General features: G+C 43.6%; 23 protein-coding genes. 3 read left to right on the top strand and 20 right to left on the bottom strand.

The window, feature by feature from the left end; all coding sequences use genetic code 11:
• Nucleotides 1–9: 9 nt before the first annotated feature.
• The 16 genes from BLT41_RS02120 to BLT41_RS02045 form a co-directional block, all read right to left on the bottom strand.
• Nucleotides 10–840: an ABC transporter ATP-binding protein gene (locus BLT41_RS02120; RefSeq protein ID WP_092158786.1), complete on the bottom strand. Its 831-nt coding sequence runs from the start codon at nt 838–840 to the stop codon at nt 10–12.
• The gene (locus BLT41_RS02115) at nt 840–1,907 is read right to left on the bottom strand and encodes a FecCD family ABC transporter permease (protein WP_092157795.1); all 1,068 of its coding nucleotides are present in this window, start codon (nt 1,905–1,907) and stop codon (nt 840–842) included. Before BLT41_RS02115 ends, BLT41_RS02120 begins: the two co-directional genes overlap by 1 nt.
• 3 nt (nt 1,908–1,910) lie before the next feature.
• Nucleotides 1,911–3,020, bottom strand: a complete 1,110-nt coding sequence (locus BLT41_RS02110) for an iron ABC transporter substrate-binding protein (RefSeq protein WP_092157793.1) — start codon at nt 3,018–3,020, stop codon at nt 1,911–1,913.
• Nucleotides 3,021–3,049: 29 nt separating this feature from the next.
• Nucleotides 3,050–3,349, bottom strand: a complete 300-nt coding sequence (locus BLT41_RS17790) for an RHS repeat-associated core domain-containing protein (RefSeq protein ID WP_425283306.1) — start codon at nt 3,347–3,349, stop codon at nt 3,050–3,052.
• A gap of 80 nt (nt 3,350–3,429) precedes the next feature.
• The gene (locus tag BLT41_RS02100; protein WP_139167316.1) at nt 3,430–3,843 is read right to left on the bottom strand and encodes a hypothetical protein; all 414 of its coding nucleotides are present in this window, start codon (nt 3,841–3,843) and stop codon (nt 3,430–3,432) included.
• 145 nt (nt 3,844–3,988) lie between these two features.
• Nucleotides 3,989–4,831 carry an RHS repeat domain-containing protein gene (locus BLT41_RS02095; RefSeq protein ID WP_139167315.1) on the bottom strand — a complete coding sequence of 281 codons (843 nt, stop codon included), beginning with the start codon at nt 4,829–4,831 and terminating at the stop codon, nt 3,989–3,991.
• 185 nt (nt 4,832–5,016) lie between these two features.
• Nucleotides 5,017–5,526: a ferritin gene (locus BLT41_RS02090; protein ID WP_092157785.1), complete on the bottom strand. Its 510-nt coding sequence runs from the start codon at nt 5,524–5,526 to the stop codon at nt 5,017–5,019.
• Nucleotides 5,527–5,560: 34 nt separating this feature from the next.
• A complete protein-coding gene (gene cydB / locus BLT41_RS02085) occupies nt 5,561–6,574 on the bottom strand; it encodes a cytochrome d ubiquinol oxidase subunit II (protein ID WP_092157783.1) in 1,014 nt (337 codons plus the stop codon).
• A gap of 36 nt (nt 6,575–6,610) precedes the next feature.
• On the bottom strand, nt 6,611–7,921 hold the full coding sequence (locus BLT41_RS02080; RefSeq protein ID WP_092157781.1) for a cytochrome ubiquinol oxidase subunit I: 1,311 nt from the start codon (nt 7,919–7,921) through the stop codon (nt 6,611–6,613).
• A 27-nt stretch (nt 7,922–7,948) separates the two neighbouring features.
• Complete coding sequence (locus BLT41_RS02075; protein ID WP_092157779.1) at nt 7,949–8,647, bottom strand: DVU0298 family protein; 699 nt, start codon at nt 8,645–8,647, stop codon at nt 7,949–7,951.
• Between the two features lie 61 nt (nt 8,648–8,708).
• Nucleotides 8,709–9,911, bottom strand: a complete 1,203-nt coding sequence (locus BLT41_RS02070; protein WP_092157777.1) for an FprA family A-type flavoprotein — start codon at nt 9,909–9,911, stop codon at nt 8,709–8,711.
• Between the two features lie 93 nt (nt 9,912–10,004).
• Entirely contained in the window at nt 10,005–10,163 is a 159-nt protein-coding gene (rd, locus tag BLT41_RS02065; RefSeq protein WP_092157775.1) for a rubredoxin, read from the bottom strand.
• Nucleotides 10,164–10,195: 32 nt separating this feature from the next.
• Nucleotides 10,196–10,375 (bottom strand): rubredoxin, encoded by a 180-nt coding sequence (locus tag BLT41_RS02060; protein WP_092157773.1) that lies wholly within the window; start codon nt 10,373–10,375, stop codon nt 10,196–10,198.
• Between the two features lie 26 nt (nt 10,376–10,401).
• The gene (locus BLT41_RS02055; RefSeq protein ID WP_092157771.1) at nt 10,402–10,785 is read right to left on the bottom strand and encodes a desulfoferrodoxin; all 384 of its coding nucleotides are present in this window, start codon (nt 10,783–10,785) and stop codon (nt 10,402–10,404) included.
• Between the two features lie 27 nt (nt 10,786–10,812).
• Entirely contained in the window at nt 10,813–11,388 is a 576-nt protein-coding gene (gene rbr / locus BLT41_RS02050; protein ID WP_092157770.1) for a rubrerythrin, read from the bottom strand.
• Nucleotides 11,389–11,551: 163 nt separating this feature from the next.
• Nucleotides 11,552–11,938 (bottom strand): Fur family transcriptional regulator, encoded by a 387-nt coding sequence (locus BLT41_RS02045; RefSeq protein ID WP_092157769.1) that lies wholly within the window; start codon nt 11,936–11,938, stop codon nt 11,552–11,554.
• Between the two features lie 231 nt (nt 11,939–12,169).
• Here BLT41_RS02045 and BLT41_RS02040 point away from each other — a divergent pair, with 231 nt between their 5' ends.
• Both BLT41_RS02040 and acs read left to right on the top strand, forming a co-directional pair.
• On the top strand, nt 12,170–13,036 hold the full coding sequence (locus BLT41_RS02040; protein WP_092157767.1) for a LytR/AlgR family response regulator transcription factor: 867 nt from the start codon (nt 12,170–12,172) through the stop codon (nt 13,034–13,036).
• Between the two features lie 156 nt (nt 13,037–13,192).
• Entirely contained in the window at nt 13,193–15,076 is a 1,884-nt protein-coding gene (gene acs, locus BLT41_RS02035; RefSeq protein WP_092157765.1) for an acetate--CoA ligase, read from the top strand.
• Nucleotides 15,077–15,180: 104 nt separating this feature from the next.
• On the opposite strand, the gene BLT41_RS02030 is transcribed toward acs, so the two are convergent.
• The 3 genes from BLT41_RS02030 to BLT41_RS02020 are packed head-to-tail and all read right to left on the bottom strand — an operon-like array spanning nt 15,181 to nt 18,939.
• Complete coding sequence (locus BLT41_RS02030; RefSeq protein ID WP_092157763.1) at nt 15,181–15,858, bottom strand: DUF47 domain-containing protein; 678 nt, start codon at nt 15,856–15,858, stop codon at nt 15,181–15,183.
• 22 nt (nt 15,859–15,880) lie between these two features.
• Nucleotides 15,881–17,116, bottom strand: a complete 1,236-nt coding sequence (locus tag BLT41_RS02025; protein ID WP_092157761.1) for an inorganic phosphate transporter — start codon at nt 17,114–17,116, stop codon at nt 15,881–15,883.
• Between the two features lie 47 nt (nt 17,117–17,163).
• A complete protein-coding gene (locus BLT41_RS02020) occupies nt 17,164–18,939 on the bottom strand; it encodes a sensor histidine kinase (protein WP_244512172.1) in 1,776 nt (591 codons plus the stop codon).
• A gap of 361 nt (nt 18,940–19,300) precedes the next feature.
• Between BLT41_RS02020 and BLT41_RS02015 the strand changes: the two genes are divergently transcribed.
• Nucleotides 19,301–19,543, top strand: a complete 243-nt coding sequence (locus BLT41_RS02015) for a phage regulatory CII family protein (protein ID WP_092157759.1) — start codon at nt 19,301–19,303, stop codon at nt 19,541–19,543.
• Between the two features lie 13 nt (nt 19,544–19,556).
• Here BLT41_RS02015 and BLT41_RS02010 read toward each other — a convergent pair whose 3' ends face one another.
• On the bottom strand, nt 19,557–22,265 hold the full coding sequence (locus BLT41_RS02010) for a tetratricopeptide repeat protein (RefSeq protein ID WP_092157757.1): 2,709 nt from the start codon (nt 22,263–22,265) through the stop codon (nt 19,557–19,559).
• Nucleotides 22,266–22,284: the final 19 nt, after the last annotated feature.

Below are 22,284 nucleotides of genomic sequence, written 5' to 3'. Positions count from 1 at the left end.
TTGTAGTTCCTATTGGTTATGAATTGAGGCTGTTGCGTGTACATGGTCGTGGCTGTGCGTATGGCTGTGGTCAATTGCGTTTAAATCTTCAATGGGATGAATAACGGGACATCCGTTTCTGATTTCAATTTCAACAGGCACTCCATATACCGCTTCGATCATTTCCGGTGTGACACATTCAGTTGCGCCGCATCCGTAAATTGTTCCGTCTTTGAGAAAAATGAATTTGTCGGCGTAGCGGAGTGCTGTATTCAGGTCGTGCATGGTCATGATGGCTGAAACCATGTGCCCTTTCACAACCCCCCTGACGGTCCGCAGAATTTCCAATTGGTTTTTAAGATCAAGACTGCTGGTGGGTTCATCCAGCAAAAGAACTTCCGGCTCCTGAACAAGGGCTCTCGCAATGCTGACTTTTTGCAGTTCTCCGCCGCTTAATTGATCGATATATCTCAACGATAGATGGCATAAAGAAAGTCGTTTTAATGCCGCATCCACAATGCAGATGTCGTGGTCGCGGACCCGCCATTTAATATGTGGTTTGCGCCCCATAAGGACCGCATCGAAGACACTTAGTCGTGCTGGTTCAACCCTTTGCGGGACATATCCCAGCAGTTTTGCGATGTCGTCTGAACTGAGTTTGAAAACATCCCGTTCTTTAACGAGAACACAGCCCTGTTCGGGCTTGTGGATGGCGTTCAGACATTTGAGTAAGGTTGTTTTTCCAGCTCCGTTGGGACCGAGAATGGCAAGAAGTTCACCCTTATCTACGGAAAAATTAATTCCTTCAAGAATCGAAGTTCCGTTGTAGTTGAAATTAAGGCCGTTTACTTTGAGGTTTATCATTTATTTCCCCTTATTATCAGCCAGATAAAGACCGGAGCTCCTAGGAATGCTGTCAGTACCGACACAGGCAGTACGTTTGGTGCGAGCATAAGACGTGCGGCTGTGTCCGCTGTTAAGAGCAGGGCGGCTCCGAGCAGACATGACCCCGGAAGCAGAAATCTATAATCATCACCGATCATACGCCTGACCATGTGCGGACAGACTAGCCCTACAAATCCGATAATTCCCAGAAATGAAACTATTACGGAAGTCACAAGCGAGGCGAGCAGCATTCCTGTAAGTCTTATACGTTCGACCTTTACACCCAGACCTTTTGCTGTTTCGTCGCCAGCTTCAATGGCATTGAAATTCCAGCGGTTCAGGGTGAACCAGATATAGGCAATGAAAGTTACTACGCTTATTATTCCAAGTTCAGTCCATGTTGCTCTGGCAACGTCTCCGAAAGTCCAGAAAACCATGGCTGCCAGTTGAACGTCATCTGCAAAGTATTGTAGAAACATGGTTCCAGCTGTGAACAACGCTCCCAAGGCAACCCCTGTGAGAACCATTACTTCCGGCGTAGCCCGACGAAGCCGCGATATTGCAATGATCGCAAAGGTGGCAATCAGGCTGAAAGAGAATGCAACTGCTGTCGTTAAATAAGGGCTGTTAATAGTCACTGCGCCGACGTTTGAGCTGGCCATGGTCCCAAAGTCGAGGATCATGACAGAAACAGCGGCACCGAAAGCTGCCGCATGTGAAATCCCCAAGGTGAACGGTGAGCCGAGAGGATTTCGGAGAATTGCCTGCATTACTGCGCCGGAAACAGAAAGCCCCGCCCCGGCAGCAATTGCTGTGAGGGCTTGGGGCAGTCTGATATTCCATATTATGAGATCGAATCGTTTGGATATAGTTTCTCCAAACAGAGTACGAAGCGTTTCCGAAAATGAGATAGAAACAGGTCCCATTCCGATGGACGAAGTAAATACTATCGCAGTGATAATAAATCCTGCGACAATGAATAAAGACTTGCGCCTAATATGTTTTGCATACTCCGGCGGGATTTGTCCGTCATTAAAGTGCATTGACTACCTCAAAACCAGCTTGTCGAATGCTTTTTCTTTAAAGGCATTATCCATCTCATTAAATACAGGCTTTCCGACCATGAAACTGTATATTTCATCGGCTTTAGCTTTAGGATCAATGTCCGCAAATTTTTCAGGGTACAAAACTTTACCTACATAAAAAGCATCTGCGATTATTGAACCGTAATTCCGCGAATACCAGTTATAAGGCAGAACTGTATAAACTTGATCATTAATTACGGCATCAAGGCTCTTGTAAACTGGATCAGTTTTAAGTTCATTAATGGCGCTTGCTTCATCGCCAAGCTGGCAGGTTGAGATGTCCATAAATAAAATTTCAGGATTCCACGCTACAATCTGTTCTTTTGAAACATTTGCATGTTGCAATGGTTTGCCCTGTTCTTTCGGCGGACAGGCTACGTTTTTAGCATTAACGAAGAGAAAAGGAGGATAGGCCGGTTCAGTGGATTGAAAACCGTGAGGCCCTTTTTTTGCAATTCCGCCTATGTAGCAGGATTTGCGCTGTGATTCAGGGACGTTCGCAGTTCTCTTTTCCAGATCATTGATGTTTTTTTCGATGAAATTACAGACTTTTTCAGCTCTTTCAGATTTGCCGACAACATCACCCATAAGTTTGAGTGAGTTGTAGATCAACTGCCTTTTGGTTGCGATGCTGCTGTATGTCAGACAGATCACCGGAATTCCGGTTTTTTCCTGCAATTTGTCAGGATCGAAGCCCATTCCTTTAAATGTTTTGAAAATAACCTGTGGTTGCGGTTCAAGGGATAGAATCAGTTCAGGATTGTCGTGCCCCCTGAATTCGCCGAAGAGCGGTTGATCTTTAAACTGCGGATTAGCCATTGCGTATGGACGCGAATCAAATCTGCTTTTCCTTTTTTCAATGCTGTCGACTCCGACAATAAGATCTTGTCCCTGAAGATAAGTAAGATAGCGCAAGCATCCCGGCCCTGAGCAGAGAACCCGATCAACTTTGTCAGGAATTTCAACGGTGCGCCCGGCCATGTCGGTGATAGTTCTTGTTCCTGCATACGCCGGCAGGGACATGCAAAGCGAGGTTAGTGCTGTCAGAAGAACCAATAGGAGCTTACTCATGTACACCTCTAATTTGAATTTGGAGTCTTTTAGTGTGGATATATCAAGTATAATTGCACGTTAGACGTATACATAATAGAAAATCGTGTCAAGGACGAGCGGGGTAAAAGTTGTACACATGAACATAAAAAATCCCCCTGAAGCATCACATCTCCGCCAGCTAAACCTATTGGGTCGGGGTTTATGAACCTGCCGATGGCGGGAGAATATTCACGATATCCGAAGTGAACCAATCCGGTATCTTTATCTGTCAATTCCGCTGCGAATCCAAGGCATACATCCAGACTGACTCCGCTATCGAGTAATGCATTGCCAAACGAATCATATATAATTTGTTTTTAGCTTATTATCCATATGTGTGGGGAAAAATGTTCCAATGTAAAATCGGTGTTAAGTAATTAATATCAAATTATTTCATCAAAGATGGTTCAACCGTGCAAAGAATAGATCCAGAATATTTATTTAAAGCTGTTAGTGGATTGATTGCTTCAATGACCAAAACTAAATCATCGCCAGCTCCTGGAAACGGTAAATTAAATGTTAATAGAACAGCAGAAAGAGGGCCATTTATGGACGCGGAGTAAGAAACTGTATTTGAAGGAGAAAGGGTTGTTCCTTTTTCTAAAATTTTTCCTTTGGAAGTAAATTTATAATTTAAAGTGCCTTTTTCTGAGTAAAATGATTTTATATCATCTTTAGGTATTGAGATTAGAAGATCATATTCGGTTTTATATTTGAAGTTGATCGGTATAGACAGCCTTTCACCTTTCTTGGCTGCGTCAAAATGGCCTTCAAAAATAGGTTTATAGTATCTATCGCCCATAAAATTTGCCTGAAATACATTGGAATTGTATATATAAATGGAAAGGATAAAACCTAAGACTATATAGATAGCGGCTAAAATTTTCATATATCCTTATGTTAGGAGGAGAAAACCTAAAGCATCTCCCCCCCCTTTTTTTTAATTGTTATTTTTTATCTTTTTTCTGAATATTTTCACATTCGTTTGTAAAATCCTCAGTATAATCCTGACAGTTATTATCTTTTCCCTTATAATTTTTTGGTGTATACTTTCCAGTTTTGGTAATATTTTTTTCAGCTTGCCGTGCTATTTTGTCGTCAAAGTGTTTTCCTATCGGAGTAGATTTACCCACTTCGTCATGTGTAATCCCTTTATTAGAAAATCCTGAATTAGTCTTTTCTCCCTTAGTTTCATCGGCATCATCGTATTTTATAAATTCATGCTTGAGTTTAATATTGTTGTCGTCGAGAAGTTGGTCAAGTTTTTTAGGAAACCCCTTTGCTAGGCGACCAAGGGGCGTTGTTGCATATACAGCTTCTTTGAGCATTATGCCACTTGGTTCATCTAAAAATTCAAGCCCCTTTAATCTTCTTTCATAAACTTGAGCCAACCCCGTCCGATCCACAAAATTAATAGGATCATCCAAACAAAAACCATAAACATCCACATCCCCGCCAGCGAAACCGATTGGGTCGGGGGTTATGAAGCGGCCGATGGCGGGATCATATTCACGATATCCGAAGTGAATTAATCCCGTGTCTTTATCGGCCAGACCTGCGGAAAAGCCCACGCAAGTATCAAATTTTTCATTACTATCGAATAGCAAATTACCAAACGAATCATATATAATCCGCTTTACCTCATTACCCCTTTCATCCGCAACCATGAAAATTGAACCGACTTGATCGGTAGCGAAATAAAAGGTTTTTCCTTCGTAAGTCATTGCAACTGGATCGCCTTCTTCGTTATAGGAAAATACTTTCGGGTGTAATCCTTCCCCGTCTGTCACGGCAACCAACGTGGTTAAATCCTGCCAGAGATATTTTTCTACGACCTTACCGTTGATAGATTTCGCAATTCTTCTTTCGTTTGGTGATAGGTTTGAGATTCCGCCCCTGTAAAAAAAACAAAAAAATCCCCCTGAAGCATTAAGCCTCAAGGGGATTTAATTACGTATGGTCTTTTAAATTAAACTTATGCCGCAGTCGGAGGAGTGAAAACACGTGCTGCAAGATCCTTATCAAGCATGAACATACCGTTTCCTTGAGTTCCGGCAAGCTTAAGCTTGTTCAGAATTTCGTTAACGTTATCTTCTTCTTCAACCTGCTCAGTTACGAACCATTGCAGGAAGATGTTTGTTGCGTGATCTCTTTCATCAATAGCAAGATCAACAAGGCCGTTGATAAGTGCGGTTACCTTCTTTTCATGCTCAAGAACAGCTTGCACAGCTTCAAGCGGGCTGGCCCAGTCCTGCTGTGGAGCTTCAATCGCTGTCAGTAAAACTTTTCCGCCGCGTTCGTTGATGTAATCGTAGAATTTCATGGCGTGAAACTGTTCTTCTTTAGCCTGTACTCTCATCCAGTTTGCAAAGCCGCTAAGTCCGGTGTCGCTGAAGTAAGCGGACATGGAAAGATAGAGGTATGCTGAGTACATTTCAGCGTTCAGATGTTCGTTAAGAGCTTTTTCAAGAACTTTATTAGACATTTATTAAGTCTCCGTATTTATTTAAAATTGTTGTTTAGTAGCCGATATCTTCATCAGTAATTTTGGTTGCAAAAATCTTGTGCATCCAGAACTGATAAGCGATTACAAGAGGTACCATTGTCAGAGCCACGGTCAGCATGATTTTAAGGGTCAACTGACTTGAAGCGGCATTGTGAATGGTAATCGAGAAAGCCGGATTGATGCTTGAAGGCAGCAGTGCCGGGAACAGTCCGATAATTCCGAACATTGTTGTGGAGAAAATGAGCGCTGCGGAGCAGGTCCAAGCCAGCCACCATTTCTGGGCCGATATGTATGTTCTGACCATAACGATTGCAAAAATCGGAATGAGCAGGATCAGCAGCAGAATCGGATTTGTCAGATAGTTGCTGAGCAGCTTGGTGTAGATTCCGGTGAGGGCCAGAAAAGCAGCATATACAGCAACTAATATAGGCCAGATTGCAGCTGCAAGGTTGCCTGCGCGTGCATTTAGATCACCTGTCGTACGTACTGCCAGCCATAAACATCCGTGTATTGCGAACAGAAGTACAAACAGCACTCCGCCTGCGAGTCCGTAAGGGTTCAGCAGAGTCAGCAGACCGCCCTGAAAAACGCCTTCTGCATTGATTGGAATTCCCTGGAATATGTTCGCGAAAGCTACACCCAGAAGAAGCCCCGGAAGCGCACTGCCGACGACCATAGCGCCATCCCAGAATTTACGGGACCAGTCGGATTCAACCAGTCCTCTGAATTCAAATGCTACGCCGCGAAGAATAAGCGCCATAAGCAGAAGCATCAGAGCTGTGTATAGTCCGCTGAACATTACAGCATAAGCTTTCGGGAAAGCTGCGAAGGTAACTCCGCCCGCTGTGACCAGCCAAACTTCGTTACCGTCCCAGAAGGGGCCCATTGAATTATAAATTGTCTTTTTATCTTTTTCGCTTTTGGCGAGAAAAGGCATCACTGACCCTAGTCCCAGATCATACCCATCGAGCATGAAATAGACGGCCCAGAGCACTCCCCATAATAAGAACCATATAGTTTCCAGCATATTAATCTCCTTGACTTGCAGAGTTTATTAAAGCTCTTAAGCCTTCGTTGGTTCAGGGCCTTTGCGTGCAAACTTGGTCAGCAGGAATATTTCACAGGCACCGAGCATGGTGTAAAGTAAAGTAAGCCCGATGAAAGAGAATGCGACCTGACTTGTCACGATGGGAGAAACCGCATCGCTGGTCTTCATTATGCCGTATACAATCCACGGTTGTCTTCCGACCTCCGCAACAGCCCATCCTGCCCATATGGCAATGTAGGGAAGGGGGATTGCGTAAAGCATGACGCGAAGCAGCAGTCTGTTTTCAACTAGATTTTTTCTCTTTGTCCAAGCCCATATGCAGAGGAGCGGGAAGAGTGACCCTAGTCCGACCATTAAGCGGAAGGAAAGGAAAGTAACCAAAACAGGCGGACGGTCTTCTTTCGGCCATTCTTTGAGTCCTTTAACAGGAGCATCAAAGGAGTTGAAAGCTAAGAAGCTAAGTCCGCCGGGGATTCCGAAAAGTTCAACTGCGTTTTCTTCTTTTGCTTCATCAGGCATTGCAAGAAGATACATGGGAGCGCTGTCTGTTGAATCCCAGAGAGCTTCCATTGCAGCAAGTTTGGCAGGTTGCGTGTGTGCTACTTCCTGTGCGTGTCCGTGACCCTGCACCGCAACCGCGATGGAGAATATGAAGGCACAAATCATGCCCATTTTAAATGACTTGGTGAAGAACTCAATTTCATTTTTGCGGAGCAGGTGGTAGGCGCTGACTCCCATGAGGAAGAATCCGGCAACAACGAAGGCGCCGAAGCCGTTGTGAAGAAATTGTGACCACCCGAAAGGATTTGAAAGTACTGTAACAAAATCGTCGAGTTCTGCGCGTCCGTTACGGATTACATATCCAACTGGATTCTGCATCCACCCGTTGGCAAGAATAATCCATATAGCCGAAATATTTGAGGCAATTGCAACAATCCATATACAGGCGCAGTGCATTTTAGCGGAAAGTTTTTTCCAGCCGAAAATCCATGCAGCAATGAAAGTTGATTCCATAAAAAAGGCGACGGTGGCTTCAATCGCCAGCAGTGAACCAAAGATGTCACCAACATATATTGAGTAGCGGGACCAGTTGGTTCCGAATTGAAATTCAAGGGTTAGTCCGGTTACTATTCCGAGAACAAAGTTAATGACAAACAATTTTCCCCAGAATTTAGTCATCCGCAGGTAAACTTCTTTTCCGGTGCGCACATAGTAGGTTTCCATGATGGCAATCATTACGGAAAGACCTAAAGTAAGGGGCACAAAAATGAAGTGGAACATAGTTGCCATGGCGAATTGAAGCCTTGACAGCATAAGAACATCCATCATTCCTCTCCTTGTTCAGAGTTACAATTATTCCCCGGAAATTTTTTCGAGGGCCTCTTGCGCCAATTGTCCGACAGCCACAGATTGCAGCAATCGATCCTTATAAATATTAATAGAAGTTTGCCTGTCTGTGAGTTTTTCAAGCTGTGTTACAGCCCCCTTAGATTTAAGCCCCCCAAGGGCCCAGCAGGCAATCCCGACAAGCGCAGGGTCACTACTGCCAAGAAATTTGATTAGATCGTCGGTCGCTGGTTTGACGATATCAGGTCTGTTTTGTGCAAGTCTGGCAACTCCCCAAATGGCCCCTCGAAGCAGCAAGGTAAACTCAAGATAGTTTTCCGGTTTTCCTTCCTCTTCATGGATGTAGCTGAGAAGGATTCTGCCATATTCATCAGCCAGAACTTTGTTTGAAGCTGTAATTTCGCCCATTGCTTCAGGTACGCCCCATCCGCATCCGCCTGATTCTTCGTTGAGCATCCACATTATTCTGCGCATGACTATTCTGGCTCGCGCAGCATCTTCTGCAAACATTCGGTCAACCACTTGTCCGAAGGATGAAATTCCGTGCCAGCGGACAATTTCAGAAGGAGCACAAAGAGAGGAAAAAAGAGGGGCGATGAGGGTTTGCATAGGATGATCTTTCATGAGTTCAGAAATTTTCTGTTCCCAGTTTTCATCTGCAAGGGCCGTTATGACCGCTTTTTTTACCTGCCGTCCAACTGCCATGAAGTTTGATCTCCTTGTTGTACGGGCGGAACATATGTTCCGCCCGTTGGTTGCCTGATAATTAGGCGTTTTTAGCTTTTACAGCTTTTGCGATTTCGCGGCCAAGTTCATAACATTCCTCAAAGGATTTATGATTAGGGCGGTTTTTAACTTTAATATTAGGCTCAATGATGTCCATGTTCATTTTTTCAAGCCAGTCCTTGAGAATCTTGACGCATTCTCCGGACCAGCCGAATGAACCGAAACAAGCCCCTATTTTGTTCTGAGGTCTCAACCCTTTTACGTAAGTCAGAACATCAGCCATTCCGGGGAGAATTCCGTTGTTATGAGTAGGGGAGCCTATAATGACTGCGCCCGCGTCAAAAACTTCGGACATGACATCGCTGTGGTGGTTAGCCTTAACGTTCATAAGTCTAACGCTGACGCCTTCGTCTGCGATACCGGAAGCGATTGCTATTGCCATGTTTTCTGTGGATTTCCACATGGTATCGTAAAAGATAACAGCTTTGTTTGTGGTTTTTTGTGCTGCGTATTCTGCGTATTTTCCAAGAGCGAATCCAACATCTTCGCCTCTGAACATCAAACCGTGATCAGGGCAGAGCATGTCGATGTCGAGGTTCAGTTCTCCGAAGAATTCAAGAGTTTTCAGAACTTTGGAGGAATAAGGATTAACGATGTTTGCATAGTACTGAGCCATGAGGTCAGATACTTTTTCTTTGCTGACTTCATCCACGAATCTTTCGCTGGTTGCCCAGTTCTGTCCGAAAGCATCACTTGAGATGAGCATTTTTGCTTCAGGAATGAAGGTGAACATGTTGTCAGGCCAGTGCAGCATTTTGGTTTCGTAAAAACGAAGTGTCTTTTTACCCAGAGATATTTCATCTCCGGAATTTGCAACAACTATAGGCCAGTCTTCGCAGTCAAAGAATGTTTTGAGAGCCTTGGCTCCCATAGGAGAAATGAAAATTTTCTCAGGCTTGCAAAGTTCAACCATACGGGCAAGGCAGCCTGAATGGTCTGGTTCAAGGTGGTTAACAACAATATAGTCGATCTTTTCAAGTTCAGTCAGATTGGAGACAGAACAAAGAAACTGACTTTCAAATGCAGCCGGAACTGTATCAACTAGGACTTTCTTATCATCATCAATATAAAAGGCATTGTATGTTGTGCCTTTGGAAGACAGAGCATAGCCATGAAAGTTGCGGCAATTCCAATCAACGGCTCCTACCCAATGTATTCCTTCTTTAATTTCAACAGGTCTCACTTTTAATCCCTACTACGTTTAGAAGTTTAAGATAGAAAGCCGGGATTTTCCCGGCTTTCTGTGTAAATGATACTAATTAAAAATCGAGGAGTCTTAAGACTCAGGCTCGAAATCGTCTTTGGATGCTCCGCAGACAGGACATTCCCAATCTTCCGGGATATCTTTAAACTCTGTTCCAGCAGCAATTCCGCCATCAGGATCACCAACAGCAGGGTCGTAAACCCAACCACAAATAGTGCATAAGTATTTCATTTTAAAAACTCCGTTCAGTTATTAAAGGTAGATTAACCAAGGGGCTTAAAAGATTTTTTAGTAGATCCGCAAATAGGGCATTTCCAATCTTCAGGGAGATCTTTAAACTGTGTCCCTTTTTCGATTTTGCCTTTTTTATCCCCTTTATCAGGGTTGTAAATATAACCACAGTTGCTCACCTGGCATTGGTACATTTCGCTTGGTTCAGCCATTTTAATATCCTCTTTTTTAATAAGGGTTAAGCTTTCCAGAGACCGTGCAGGTTACAGTATGCGCGGGCGGCAACAGGAGCGGAACCAAATTTACAGCCACAGAAATCAGCTTCGGGAGTATCGCCCGGATTGAGTTTTTTCAGGTAGCGATCGTTTCCTGAAACAAGTTCAATCCATTCAATATAATGTTTTTCGTCCATTGGATGAGCTACAGAACCGACTTTAACTTTGTATCCGCCTTCAATCTTTTCAATGACGGGAACATGTTTTTCTTTTGCTGCATCAACGGTGTTTTCAGTGATGAGTTTCATGTCAGCTCCGCAGCAAACGAGGTTGCCGGGTCCGGCATGCATAACCATTGTGATATTACCGCAAGCTTCGCATTTGTAGACTTCAAATAATTGGGCCATTGTACTCTCCGTTGCAGGGGTTAAAAATTAGTAATTTTCACAAACAAGCTGAAAGTGGGCCTGTGGATGGGCACATGCTGGACACTGTTTAAGAGCTTCTTTGCCCTCGCGAGTGTAACCGCAATTCTGACACTGCCATACCACGCATGTATCTTTTTCAAAAACCTTACCGTCTTCAATATTTTTAGCAAGGGCTACGTAACGTTTTTCGTGAAATTCTTCTGCAACAGCGATAGCTTTAAAGATGGCGGCAATTGATGTGAACCCTTCTTCTTCTGCAATTTTAGCAAAAGAAGGGTACATGTGTTCCCATTCTTCTTTTTCACCGGCGGCAGAAGCCATGAGGTTTTCAGCTGTTGTTCCGACAATTCCGGCAGGGAAAGCTGCAGTTACTTCTACATCTCCGCCTTCAAGAAGTTTGAACAGACGTTTAGCGTGTTCTTTTTCCTGATTAGCCGTTTCTTCAAAAATTTTAGAAATCTGAACGAAACCTTCTTTTTTGGCCTGTGAAGCAAAATATGTGTAGCGATTGCGGGCCTGTGATTCACCGGCAAAAGCAGTCAGTATATTCTTTTCGGTACGAGATCCTTTTAATCCAGCCATGATGCTTTCTCCTTTGAACTTATTTTTAGATTCGGTGTTATTATGCTGCACTACTATTAAAAGTATCAGCTAATAAAATATATGTCAGTTTTTTTTTTGTAAATTATCAACTGACATAAACAACTGTTGTTTTAGAAATACAATCGAGTCTAAAGGGCTGTTTTTAACAGCTGTTTTTGCATTCCGGGCATAATCCATAGTATTCAATTGTACATCCGGTAATTTTATACCCTTTAGCTTCAAGTTGGTCCGGGATCGGGACATTCACATCAAAAGTGATGTCGTCGACTTTGCCGCACTCAGTACATCTCATGTGAGGATGCGGCATAGCATTCCCGTCGAACCTGTTTTTTCCGCCGGATTCGATTTTGAGGATTACTCCGTTTGAAGCCATCAACTCCAGATTTCTGTAAACAGTACCCAGGCTGATGTTAGCAAGCCTTTTTCTGACCAGCTCATAAAGTTCATCGGCTGTCGGATGGCATGTGACACCCTTTAATTCTTCAAGAATCAGTTCTCGTTGTTTTGATCTTCTTTGTCCTATTTTCATAATGACCTCTGCTAATACTGATAGTAATAATTCTCGTTAGTGTCAATGCCTTTTGAGATTATTAGCTTGTTTTAATGGAGGAAACACAAAAATATTGCATTAATATGAATGATCGGGCTTTATGTGGATATTATAAATTAACCCTTATGAACATTAATAGATCTCTTGCAGTCATCAACAATTAGAGCTATCCCTTTAATAATTAGATTAATTTGTTGTTAAGGAGAAGTTTTGCCCAGTCTCAAGACTTTAATTCTCCACCCGGACGCAGAGGTCCGCTCGGTTATCCGGCAGAGCCTGCGAGGTGTGAAAGTTGTGCGTGTTCTCGGTGAAACGGTACTCGCTGACGAAGCTCTCGAGCTGCATAAAGAAGTCGGTTACGGTATTATTTTTGTTGCCCTTGATTTTCCTGAAGGGATCAGCGGAATAGAACTGGCGCAGGCTATGGGGGCCAGCAAGAATAAACCGGGCCTTATTTTTATCGCGGAAGATGAGACCAAAGCTTATCAGGCTTTTGAGCTTGGAGCTGTTGATTATCTTATCTGGCCGCCTGATGAAGAAAGAATGGCTAAGACTGTCGAGCGTATTTCCAGATTTAAAAGTCATTTCCGCGAGGTTCCTGAACCTTCGGACTGGAAAGAGTCCGGTTCCGGCGTTGAAACAGGCGAAGAGACTTTGCAGCTCCCTCTTGAAGAGGAAGAGCAGGACCGATTCCTGGCCGCTCTAAAGCATGCATGGGATTATTCTCAGACCCGTCAGCCGGAAATTGAAAAGCTTCCCGTTAATCAGGACGGGCGCATGATTCTTATCCCGTATACTCAGATAATCTTTGTAGAAGCTTACGAAGATTATTCCTATGTACATACCGCAACTCAAAAATTTCTGACTTCACACAGGCTTAAGACTCTTGAAGAGCGTCTTGAGCCTCACCGTTTTTTTAGAGTTCATCGCAAATATCTGGTAAATCTTGAGATGGTGACGGAAATAGCTTCTCTTCCCGGTAGCAATTTTATGTTGCGTACGGCAGGGCGTACTCGTATCGAGCTGCCCATCAGTAGAAGACGAATCGGTAAGCTGAAACAAATATTGGGGATGTAGTGATGCCGTTCATCGAATTTCCTCCGCCGTTTGTCGAATATGATATGCAAAGATCTACCGGTATGTGTATTAATGAAGCTGGAAGAATGACTGCCGTTTTTAAAAAGATATTTTCAATTGAGGTTTGCTTGGGCGCATCAACAAAGGGAGTGTGGTATGAGTCATCCTGAAGTTCTGGATAGTCTCCTGCACGAAGAGCGGGTTTTTAGACCCTTGCCGCAGATGATAATCGAGGCCGGTATAAATCCACAGGATTTACGGGCTGCTCGTGATCGTGCGGATTCTGACCTCTGTGCCTATTGGGAAGAAGCCGCCGAAGAACTGGACTGGTTCACCAAATGGGATCAGGTGCTCGACGACTCAAAAGCTCCTGATTACAAATGGTTCACGGGGGCTAGATGTAACATTGTTTACAATGCGCTCGATCGTCATATCGAGACAGTTAATAAAAACCGCCTTGCCCTTATATGGGAAGGTGAGCCGGGCGATTCCCGCCAGTTTACATATTATGAACTCTACCGCGCGGTAAACAGATTCGCCAACGGCTTGCGCGCTCTTGGCGTAACTAAAGGGGACCGAGTTGTTCTCTATATGCCTCAGCTCCCTGAAACAGTTATTTCAATGCTTGCCTGTGCTAGAATCGGAGCGGTGCATTCACTTGTTTTTTCCGGTTTTTCCGCAAAACATCTTCGTGAGCGGATCAGAGAAATTCAGCCACGCGTTGTGGTCACTGTTGATGGTTTTTACCGTAACGGACAGGTTATCAGGCTGAAAGAAGCCGTTGATCACGCACTTCTTGATAGTCCGGCAGAAAAGCTTGAGTCAGTGGTGGTTGTTCATAGGGCGAACGTTGAAGTGGAGATGGATTCAGCCAGAGATTATTGGTATGAAGATATTGTCCGCCACGAGCGGGCTCATGCCTCCTCTGAAATAATGGACTCCAATGATCCGCTCTTTATTTTGCATACCTCAGGGACAGCGGGTAAGCCAAAGGGAATCATTCATTCTCACGGTGGCTACATGGTTGGTGTGCATAGAACTTTCAAATGGGTCTTTGACCTTAAGCCGACAGATATTTTTTGGTGTTCAGCTGATCCGGGCTGGATAACCGGTCATAGTTATCTGGTTTACGGGCCGCTTTTAGCGGGCACTACCACTGTAATGTATGAAGGGCATGCTCTTTATCCACAGGCCGACAGGCTTTGGAATATTATTTCTAAGTACGGTGTTTCGATTTTCTACACGTCTCCTACTCAGATTCGTACTTTAATGAGATTCGGGCATCGTTACCCGGACCAGCACGACCTTTCCACCCTGCGCATTCTCGGGGCGGTTGGTGAGCCTTTCAATCCTGAAGCATGGATTTGGTTCTACGAAAATATTGGGAAAAGTCAGTGTCCGGTTCTTGATACATGGTGGCAGACCGAGACGGGTATGATTATGATCAGCCCTATGCCTGTATCAGTTCTTAAACCTGGTTCCGTAACACGGGCTCTTCCGGGAATTGACGCGGATGTTGTAGATTTGGAAGGCAATTCTGTTCCTGCCGGCAAAGGCGGATTTCTCGTAATCAAAAAGCCATGGCCCGCCATGTTCAGTGCTGTTTTAAATGATGACCGCGCATTGGTGGATCATTACTGGGGAATTATTCCGGGGATGTTCTATGCCGGAGATGTGGCCCGCAAAGATGAAGATGGCTATTTCTGGATTCAAGGCCGTGCGGATGACGTGCTTAATATTTCAGGGCATCGCGTCGGTTCAGCTGAAGTGGAAAGTGCTTTGACGAGTCATCCGGATGTTGCCGAAGCCGTTGTTATCGGGGTGCCGGATAAGATCAAGGGAGAAGTTGCAAAGGCTTTTGTCACCCTTATTTATGATGCTATGGAATCTGATGAGTTACACAAAGAACTTGTAGATCATATTCACCGCGAACTTGGACCAATCGTTGTAATTAAAAGCATCGAATTCTGCGATGAACTGCCAAAGACTTCAAGCGGTAAAATTAAACGGCTGACTTTAAAAGAACGGGAAGATTCATAGATCGTCCGGCGGTTTTGTAGTCGGGCCGGGAAAGTTATTTCTTAATAAAAAAGCCCCTGAAAACATAGTTTTCAGGGGCTTTTTGCATGATATATAATGAGAATCTATCTGGCTAACATTGCGCGAAGGATATCTGCACATCCTTCTGCTTCGTGAGCCATTTCGCTTAGGCAATCTACGAAGTGCATAAGCTGGTAGATGTCTTTAAAATCCATATCAGATTTATAGATCTTGTCGGTTAGAGCCTTTCTCAGTTCGACCGCTTTGGCATAATGCCTGCGGACTTTTCTGATCTTTCTTTTGGTATTTGCACGATCAAGGGAAGTCCCGTCGTTGAGTTCGATGGTTGCCTTGAGTGCCGGACCGAGACGCATAGTAGTATCGTTAACTTCTGAAAGAAGGATAATTAAATCTTTCTGATAGATTTCAGGGATACTGACCTTACGCATGCCGAGCCAGTGAAGAGCTTCCTGTGCGTAGTCGAGGATGTTGTCCTGACTGCGTGTGTAGTTAAAGAACAGAGTCTTATCAACAGACATGAACATACTGTGCGGCAGGTGATTACGAATAGATCTTTTGATCTTGTCGGCTTCACTCTCTACCTTGTCGATCTGAGCAATAAGATCTCCGAAGTCTTTGCAGGTTGAATCTCCTGTTACATAGCATTCAACTGAGTCATTAATTATTTGAATGCATTCAGCAATTTTATTGTAATGCTTTGTTAATCCTTCCATAGGATTTTTAGAAACTATAAGAGCTAGAAAGGGCAGACGAAAACGCATGTTGGCCTCCTTAAATTTAATATTATAAACAAATCCACTTGAGTATTGTGAATATGATAATGCTTGTAAGTGCTGCGATAGGTACTGTTAGTACCCAATAAAGGACAATTTTACCAAGAATTTGAAAATTAACCGCAGAAAAACCTCTCGCCAGACCTACTCCGACAACTGAACCTACAGCCGCATGGGTAGATGATACAGGAAGACCCATGTTTGAAGCAATCAGAACTGTTGTTGCTGCACCAAAATCAACTGCGAATCCTCGAGTATTTGTAAGTACAGTGATTTTTGTGCCGACTGTTCCCATTACTTTGTATCCGAGAAGAGCAATACCTATCGCTATACCTACTCCACCCATGACCAGCAATCCGAGGGGAACATCTGCTTTGGCGAGGAGTACATGTTGTTTTGATATGAGATAGATTGCTGCCACTGGGCCGATTGCGTTGGCAACATCATTTGCGCCCTGAGACAGGGCCACATAGCAGGATGTTCCGATCTGGAGTTTTCTGAATGTTTCTTCGACAGCTTCAGCTCCCTGCTCAGGATCTCCCACCAGTTTATTAACAGCCAGTTTTCCGCCAAGCCAAACAACTCCGGCAATAGCAAAAGCAAGTGCCAGCGAGCCGAAGAATGGAAGGTTTAAACTTTTGCCGACCGGTGTTTTATATAAAAAGGAAAGAGCGATAAGCAGAACCGTTAATCCCATCCATATTGGAGCCCATTTTTTGGCTTGATGAATAAAGTCTTTTTGAAAAAGGATTGTTTTTCGAATGTGGGTGAATATAAGATAAGCGATGGTTGCAGCGAAAAAAGGTGAAATAATCCAAGACATAACGATCCCGACCATTTTCATCCAATTTACTACATCCGGTCCGCCTGCAACAAGTCCGAACCCCAGAATACTACCCACAATGGAGTGGGTCGAAGATACCGGCAGGGCTGTAAGTGTTGATATTAAGACCCATAAACCCGCAGCTAATAGCGCAGAAAACATGCCTACCATAACTACTTTAGGGTCTGCGATTACATCTGCGTTGATGATTCCTTTACTAACCGTTGCAGTTACTTGCGAACCTAGGAATACGGCTCCGGCAAAGTTTAGAGTTCCTGCAATGAAAACCGCCTGTTTGATGCTGATAGCTTTTGCCCCAACCGCAGACGCCATGGAGTTCGCCACGTCGTTTGCACCTAGGTTAAAGGCCATCATGAACCCTGCGAACAGGGACAGGTAGAAAAACACATCATAAATATCCATTAAAGATAAACCTCTTATTGAAAACTTATAAAGTTTTGTCGGCGTGATTAGCCGTTTGCTACCGGGAGCTTCACACAAAATGAGGAGCCGGTTCCGGTAGCTGTATCAGCAGGGCTTTCAACCCATATGTCACCATTGAAGTTACGAACAAGACTGCGACAGATAGCAAGTCCCAATCCTGAGCTGCCGTTTTCGACAGCATTTTCATCCAATTTAAAGAAACGTTCGAAAATTCTTTCAGTATCGGAAGGAGTAATTCCAGGGCCTTCATCAATAACTTTTGTAGTTATCGAGTCTCCCTTCAGTTCTGTTTCTATTTTGATAGAGCTGTTTTCCGGAGCATATTTGATAGCATTTTCCAGCAGATTTTCAAAAATCTGAATTAATCCTTCATCTGTACCTACAACAGGATTTTCAGCAATATGTCCTGTTGTTATCTTTATTTTTTTTGAGGCAGCTTGTTTTGTCAGATTGTTAATGCTGTGAGTGATCGTTTCATTCAGACTCGTCGGTTCTGAGCGAAGCTTTTTGCCGGAGTATTCGCTGCGGGCAAGTGCAAACATGCCTGTAATTACTTTTGACATGTGGTTGGCATTGTCGAGAATTATGTTCAAAAATTTTGAAAGAGTGTGATTGTCCTGCGGTGGATTGTCTATAATGGTTTCAGTATATCCTTTGATGCTTGTAAGCGGAGTACGAAGCTGGTGCGAAGCATTGGATACAAAGTCTCTAAGTACCATTTCAATCCGGCGGACTTCACTGATGTCATGGAAAACAAGAATTAATTTGCGGCGACTATTGGAGTCATTGAAGGAACATATCGTGACGTTCATTGAACGGCCGTCAGGGAAGTCTAAAATTATTGAGTCGGATTTGACGTTGTTTAGATTATTGATGATGACGTCGACGGAGTCCTGAATTTCATGACGGGTGAGGACTTCAAGAGGCATGCGCCCTTTGCTGTTTTTTGTCTCTGGAACAATTTCGACCATGGAGCGGTTTACAGATTCAATTTTACCGTCCGTGTCAAGAACCATGATGCCTTCCTTCATGTTGTCAAACATGGCATCAAGCTTGTTTTTCTGATCTTCGATTATTTCTATGTGGCCTTGGATTTTACGGGCCATTGTATTGATCGAATCCGCCAGCAGTTGATATTCACCGCCGGGGATAATTCGGATACGCTTGCTGTAGTCCCCTTCGCCGATAGCTCGTGCTGTTGCGGAAATTTCAGTTACAGCGGCGGAAGTCCGTCTACCTATATATATGAGAAGCAGGGCTGATCCGATGGCGATCAGCAGCAGGACGAGAGCAAAGTTCCATTTTACGCGATCCAAACGCTCGCCGATTACGGAGTAGGGCAATGCCAAACGCAGAAATTCACCCTCTTTGCTCATGGTTTTTGCGACATAAAGCATGCGGGTATCGAGCGTGGTGCTGTATCTTATGTTTTCGCCTGAACCGCTTGCTTCAGCAGCAATAACTTCGGGACGATCGGAATGGTCATCAAGTTTGGAGAGTCTTTTTTCTTGAACTTCGGAGTCTGCTAAAACTTTGCCGTCTTTAATGTAGGTAATTCTGATCCCAAGATCATGCCCCAGTTCCGTTACTTCTTTTTGGAATGAGGATGTGCCCGGAGAGGTTTCGCTTTTGCTGATTTGTCTTCTTACAAAATTGAGCAATCGAGAAGTGTTCTGGCCGCTTGAATTGGCAAGTTCTTCAGCCACTGTTCCGTAATAAAACCAGAAAGTAAGCAACAGGGCGCAGAGCATTACTGCCCAGCCCCAGAGTAGGATTTTCATATGTAAAGATTTCTTGGGCAACGCTCCCTCCAAACCTGTGTGCTTCTTTAAGATCCCGCATCATTCACGTGTCTTGTTACAGAGCAGTAACAATCACGTTAAAGTGGTTAGGTCAAGTTTTGAAAAAAACACTACTAAAGCTCTGAGCCCTTATAATCAGTGATGTTTGCTGCAATTGGTATGTAAATATCAATTGTTACAATCTAGTGACAATTTTGCCTTTCGAATAAGTATCTCATTTCCGAAAAAAATAACACTAGAATGTATGTACAAATACAAGCATAGTCAGACATGGTTTTGTCCTGTTGAATGTTTAAAATTTTTGAGATATAAATAAGTAGTTTGGTGGTTTAATAACCAATATAGAAAGAGGTTTAACGCAATGTCTGAAAGGATTGAAAGAGCAATACAGGAGCTTGTAATAAACGGACCGGTTCCTTTAGAAGTTCTTGCTGAAAAAGTGGGCAAAAGTCCTAAGACCTTGCTGCGTGAGGTGAATCCTGACGATCCGAAGGCAAAACTTGGAGCCGAGACTCTGATGGAAATTATGATAATTACCGGAAGGGTTGAGCCTCTTAAGTTGATGGCCGAAGAGATGAATTACACTCTGGAGTCTGAAGATTAATTTATTTTAAAGGCTATTGCTGTTTTTCTTTTGTTTTTGCGGGAAGCAGCCATGGGTTGCTTTCATATGAAAAGTTCAATTGTAACCCTTCAAGATTGTCATAATCTGAATCAGTTACGGATGTTTCTTTAAGCAGAACATGCAGTGAACCTGATTGACTGGAAATATTTAACGCTGAGTTCTCATCAGTTTTTTCGGGCTTTGTCCCGAGTATATCTTTCGCCGCCTGTTTCAGTTCCATAGTCTCTACTTTTTCAATATAGGCTAAAAGTTCCGTTTCAAGTTCTTTTTGTGGAAAGGATGAAACTGTCTTTCCTAGAGTCACAACCTCTGGAAAGTCAGGAGAATTGTCCATAGCTTCATCATAGAGGTCATCAGCCTCACTTTTTTTACCGAGAGTCAGATATACGCAAGCTTGATTATTTAACAATCTTCCTTTTTCGGGACTGTTACTTAGGTCTACAGCCAGGTCATAAAGAGATTTTGCTCTGATAAGATTTTCTTCTGAGTTCATATATAGACCGACTATTGCCAGAGCATCGGCTTGAAGAGCGACAACTCTGCTTCTATTTTCTGCATCGGTAGCAATGGACACAACCGCGGCTTCAGTTGCTTCAGCAAGCTCTTTCGTCGGCGATATCGACATTTCTCTTATAAGCAGGTTGAGCTGTGCAATTCTTGGTTTCAATCCGATACTGTTGACGAGAGGGAGTATCAGCATTTTTCTGATTGAATCTCTGTCTGTTGAAAAGGTTGAAAAGAAATAGTTAGCTGAAAGTATTTCTTCAGAATCAGGAAGCTCCTTTTTTAAAAGATCTGTCTGCATAAACATGTTTTCACATGCCGCATCGTTTTCCATTGTTGTATAAGAAAGCCATTCGTCAAGAACAGTTATCCCGGATTTTATAAGTAGAGCCTGAGCCTTGTTGAATTGTTCATAACCTTCGGCATAAAGGGCGGCTCTGGGTAGAAGAAATCTGGTGGCGGAGGCTTCTTCCGAATGTCTGCCTTTGATGCGAATGGTAGGGAGAGCTTCTCCGGCGATTCTTTTCAGCGTGTAGGCAAGAGCTAATTCGTAGAAGAAACGGTCGCGTTGCTTCAGCTTAGAACCCCTTTCAATATAAGGGCGGGCTGAATAAAGGTTGCCTGTTCTTTGGAAAGCAAGTCTTCCGAACCCGGTGAAAGGCCTTGCATCGTCAGGGCGTTCTTCGTGAAGACGATGAAACAGAGGTTCAGCCAGATCCGGTCTGTCCAGAAGAATTAAAGCATCCCCTTTTTTTAGTTGCAGTCTGAAGTCGTCGTCATCGGTAATGGCTATGACTGTTTCACATAATGCGGCCCAATGGGGCATCATTTTAATTTGTTTTTGAATAAATAAGTTCAGATTCGGTTCTGCAAGCAATGGACGAAGCAGTGCTGACGCTGTGTCTCCCGAACTGCGATCGAGGTTACTGTACTGAGTTTGCGCTGTGAGAATAAGCATTTCCGGTGAAACAGGAAGAGAGGAAACAGATATGGCTGCTTTAAGTAGCGGGGCAGATCTTTTAATATCTTCCGCCTTCAACGCTTGTTCACCGAGAGAAAATAAAATCCACGGGATGGTCGGAGCATGAGGACTTTCAGTATATAATCGAGAGGCGAGACTTATTTGTGTTTCTGCTGCTGCACTATAGGATTGATTTAGAAACTCTATACGAGCAAGGGTTTTTTCCATCGTATTAGAGTCTGAAGCTGTTAAGGGTAGATTGCTTTGCAGTTGCTCAGTTATGTTTCTAACTGTTTTTGAATCAAGAACTGAGCATAGCTTCAAGAGAATGATGCACATGTTATTGCATGAGCGGTCATAAGAATAAATTTTATTTCGAATGGCGGAAGCAACGCAGATTAAATGTTCAAGGTCTTCAGGTGTATAGTTTGAGTCACTCAGTTCAAATTTAGCGAGGGCTTTTTCTGCTTCGTGAGCAATAAAGCCGGTGGAGTTGGTATTGCTGATTTTTTGTGCAAGAGCTTCGGGAAGATCCGGGAACTTGGGTAAATCGTTTACAGGCGGGCCAAGAATGTTATCAAGAACAGCTTTTCCGGGACCGGGCATGCTGCTTGCTATAACCATAACTCCTTCTTTTACTGTGATTTTGAGCTTACGTCCTTCTGGTCCGGGAGTGATGTAGAGTTGTGCATTTTCGAATAATCCGCAATTTTCAAGAATGATTCTTCCAGCTATAAGCTTTTCAGGAGAAGCGGTTTCACCGGGGCGTATTTGCGCTAAGGCCATTATTGCATTCGGTGTGAGTCTTGAATCTCCGAAAATTTCAACGGAGGTTATAATCTGGTTCGAAAGCAGGCTTTCGACAGATTTAGAAAGTTTAGATGCGGCAGGAGCGGTATTTGTGCCTCCGATTTGTTTCCCATTGAAAAAAACTTCCGGTTCAAGGGAAAAACGGTCCGTCAGCAGCGCAGAGTATGAAGTTCCTTTCTTGTTTTTTTTAACGATTCCGGCAAGAGTGTAGCGGACGTCGCTTCTGATCTCGGAACTGTTGCTGCATAAGAAACCGGCTTCCGTAAGGGAGTTAATGAGGAATTCTTTAAATTCTGATGCCGGTTGACCTGATTTGTCTTTAAAATCTTCGATTGCAATGGTAGGCGAGGCTGTAGCCGCAATCGCATTGAATGCCAGTAACATGGTAATAAAGCAAAACAACCGTAATATAGATTGAAAACGCATGTCAGCCTCTTTTAATATA

The organism is Maridesulfovibrio ferrireducens (assembly GCF_900101105.1).
GTDB classification, from domain to species: domain Bacteria; phylum Desulfobacterota; class Desulfovibrionia; order Desulfovibrionales; family Desulfovibrionaceae; genus Maridesulfovibrio; species Maridesulfovibrio ferrireducens.
This window is presented reverse-complemented; position numbering and strand designations above follow the sequence as displayed.

Excerpts from the sequence above, each read along its gene's own strand:
- BLT41_RS02115 (WP_092157795.1), bottom strand. The coding sequence starts at position 1,907 with ATGCACTTTAATGACGGACAAATCCCGCCGGAGTATGCAAAACATATT.
- BLT41_RS02090 (WP_092157785.1), bottom strand. The coding sequence starts at position 5,526 with ATGTCTAATAAAGTTCTTGAAAAAGCTCTTAACGAACATCTGAACGCT.
- BLT41_RS02055 (WP_092157771.1), bottom strand. The coding sequence starts at position 10,785 with ATGGCCCAATTATTTGAAGTCTACAAATGCGAAGCTTGCGGTAATATC.
- BLT41_RS02045 (WP_092157769.1), bottom strand. The coding sequence starts at position 11,938 with ATGAAAATAGGACAAAGAAGATCAAAACAACGAGAACTGATTCTTGAA.
- rbr (WP_092157770.1), bottom strand. The coding sequence starts at position 11,388 with ATGGCTGGATTAAAAGGATCTCGTACCGAAAAGAATATACTGACTGCT.
- BLT41_RS02080 (WP_092157781.1), bottom strand. The coding sequence starts at position 7,921 with ATGGATGTTCTTATGCTGTCAAGGCTTCAATTCGCCATGGCAACTATG.
- BLT41_RS02015 (WP_092157759.1), top strand. The coding sequence starts at position 19,301 with ATGTCTGAAAGGATTGAAAGAGCAATACAGGAGCTTGTAATAAACGGA.
- rd (WP_092157775.1), bottom strand. The coding sequence starts at position 10,163 with ATGAAATACTTATGCACTATTTGTGGTTGGGTTTACGACCCTGCTGTT.
- acs (WP_092157765.1), top strand. The coding sequence starts at position 13,193 with ATGAGTCATCCTGAAGTTCTGGATAGTCTCCTGCACGAAGAGCGGGTT.
- BLT41_RS02060 (WP_092157773.1), bottom strand. The coding sequence starts at position 10,375 with ATGGCTGAACCAAGCGAAATGTACCAATGCCAGGTGAGCAACTGTGGT.
- BLT41_RS02110 (WP_092157793.1), bottom strand. The coding sequence starts at position 3,020 with ATGAGTAAGCTCCTATTGGTTCTTCTGACAGCACTAACCTCGCTTTGC.
- BLT41_RS02100 (WP_139167316.1), bottom strand. The coding sequence starts at position 3,843 with ATGGGCGATAGATACTATAAACCTATTTTTGAAGGCCATTTTGACGCA.
- BLT41_RS02075 (WP_092157779.1), bottom strand. The coding sequence starts at position 8,647 with ATGGCAGTTGGACGGCAGGTAAAAAAAGCGGTCATAACGGCCCTTGCA.
- BLT41_RS02030 (WP_092157763.1), bottom strand. The coding sequence starts at position 15,858 with ATGCGTTTTCGTCTGCCCTTTCTAGCTCTTATAGTTTCTAAAAATCCT.
- BLT41_RS02025 (WP_092157761.1), bottom strand. The coding sequence starts at position 17,116 with ATGGATATTTATGATGTGTTTTTCTACCTGTCCCTGTTCGCAGGGTTC.
- cydB (WP_092157783.1), bottom strand. The coding sequence starts at position 6,574 with ATGCTGGAAACTATATGGTTCTTATTATGGGGAGTGCTCTGGGCCGTC.
- BLT41_RS02010 (WP_092157757.1), bottom strand. The coding sequence starts at position 22,265 with ATGCGTTTTCAATCTATATTACGGTTGTTTTGCTTTATTACCATGTTA.